This window comes from Micromonospora sp. D75 (assembly GCF_018070405.1).
In the GTDB taxonomy this organism is placed as follows: Bacteria; Actinomycetota; Actinomycetes; order Mycobacteriales; family Micromonosporaceae; genus Micromonospora; species Micromonospora chalcea.
In genome coordinates this window covers 1-1655 of record NZ_JAGPXV010000915.1, presented here as the reverse complement: position 1 = coordinate 1655, position 1655 = coordinate 1, and the positions used below count along the sequence as shown (strand labels likewise).

Below are 1655 nucleotides of genomic sequence, written 5' to 3'. Positions count from 1 at the left end.
AGTTGGCCGGGACGAAACGGACGGTTCACGCCGCCAACTTCATGATCGACGGGGAAAACGGGCGGGGCGGGCGGTCAGAAGACCTCCATGGGGGAGGGGGCGCGGTACCAGGTGAAGCCGGGCGTCAGCGCGGTCAGCGTGTCCGGGAGCAGCTCCCGGACGCGGCCGGCGGCGGCCAGCGCGTACGGGTTCGCGCCGCCGAGGTACAGCTCACCGAGCGCGCGTACGTCACACGCCAGCCCGGCCGGTGCGGTGGTGGGCGTGCACTCCGCCCCGTCCGGGCCGCCGACCAGCCGCCAGCGGCCGGTGTTCTCCTTCAGCAGCTCGTCGGTGACCTCGATCACCACGTCCACGTCAGCGGCGTAGCGCCGGGCGGCGAGCGCGGCCGGCACGTCCACCACCCGCACCCAGAGCGCGTCGGCGAGATGCGGGGAGAGCTGGCGGGGTTCGTCCACCAGCCGCAGCAGCGGCTCGTCCAGGGCCGCGATCGGGAACGACAGCCGCCGGGTCAGGTCGACCGAGAGCAGCAGCCGCCACAACGCCGTGTACGCCTCCGGCGTCAGCGCCACCACCTCGCCGACCTGCGTCTCGGCCTGCGGGCCGGTGGCCGTCGAGCTGTCCTTCGTCCGGTAGAGCGCGTACCCGTCGAGCCCGCCGGGGCCCTCGTGCAGCAGCACCCGGCGTTCGGTGGCGCCGCCCCGGTGCGCCTTGAGGTCCGCCAGCAGGTACGACCACCAGCGCTCGTCGCGGCGGGACCAGCCGGGGCGGTCGGCGCGCGCCTGCTCGTACAGCCGGGCCAGCTCGTCCCGGCGCGACTCCGGACGGTCCAGACGCAGCCTGCCCTCGGCGGGCGCCGGGGCGGGCAGGCGCAGCCCGGTGGTGTCCACGGACAGCATGTACCGCGGTGCCGCCGACCCGTAGCCGAACCGGGGATAGATGCGGCCCTCGCTGGCCCAGAGCACCGCGATCGGTTCCCGGCCGGCGTCGCGGACGTCCCGCAGCTGGCGGTGCATCAGCGCGGTGAGCAGGCCGCGCCGCCGGTGCGTCGGCGCGACAGCGACCATCGTCACGTGCGCGGCCGGCACGTTCGCGCCGGGTACGGCCAGTTCGCGGCTGAACGCGGCGGCGTTTGCCACGACCGTTCCGCCGTCGCGGACCAGTAACGACCGGTCCGGCTCGAAGATCGGGCGTTCGAGCGCCTGCACGTCGGGGTCGAGATCGCCGTGGAAGGCCAGCGCCAGCAGCGCCGCGATGTCGTCGAAGTCCTCAGCTCGGGATACCAGCACGTCAGTCACGGCACGTGTGTATCGCACCGCGATGGGGGTCGGCACCCTATTTGCGGGCTGGCTACCCTCGGAAGCGAGGCCGGGATCGGCCGAGGGGGAGGACGAGGATGGCGGACCAGACACAGCCGTGGGCCGAGCGCACCGTGGAGGTGCCGCCCCAGCCGGGGGTGGTGCCCCCGCAGCGGGACGCGTTCCAGCGCGGGGTGGCGGCGGTCGGTCAGCCGCGCACGCGGCGTACGCCCCGCACCGAGCAGTTCCCCACCGTCGAGCAGCACGGCGACTGGGCCGGTGAGCCGGCGCCGCGCCGGCCGATGAGCTGGCATCTCGCCCAGGCCCGCAAGGGCGGGGAGCTGAGCGCCGCCGGGGCCC

1 protein-coding gene and 1 pseudogene are annotated in these 1655 nt (G+C 74.8%); one reads left to right on the top strand and one right to left on the bottom strand.

The genetic code is table 11. The annotated features are described in order from the left end of the window. Nucleotides 1-74: 74 nt before the first annotated feature. Nucleotides 75-1295 carry a GNAT family N-acetyltransferase gene (locus KBX39_RS30640; protein WP_312247519.1) on the bottom strand — a complete coding sequence of 407 codons (1221 nt, stop codon included), beginning with the start codon at nt 1293-1295 and terminating at the stop codon, nt 75-77. 98 nt (nt 1296-1393) lie between these two features. Here KBX39_RS30640 and KBX39_RS30635 point away from each other — a divergent pair. Next, nucleotides 1394-1655, top strand: a pseudogene (locus KBX39_RS30635) (hypothetical protein); the annotation flags it as partial.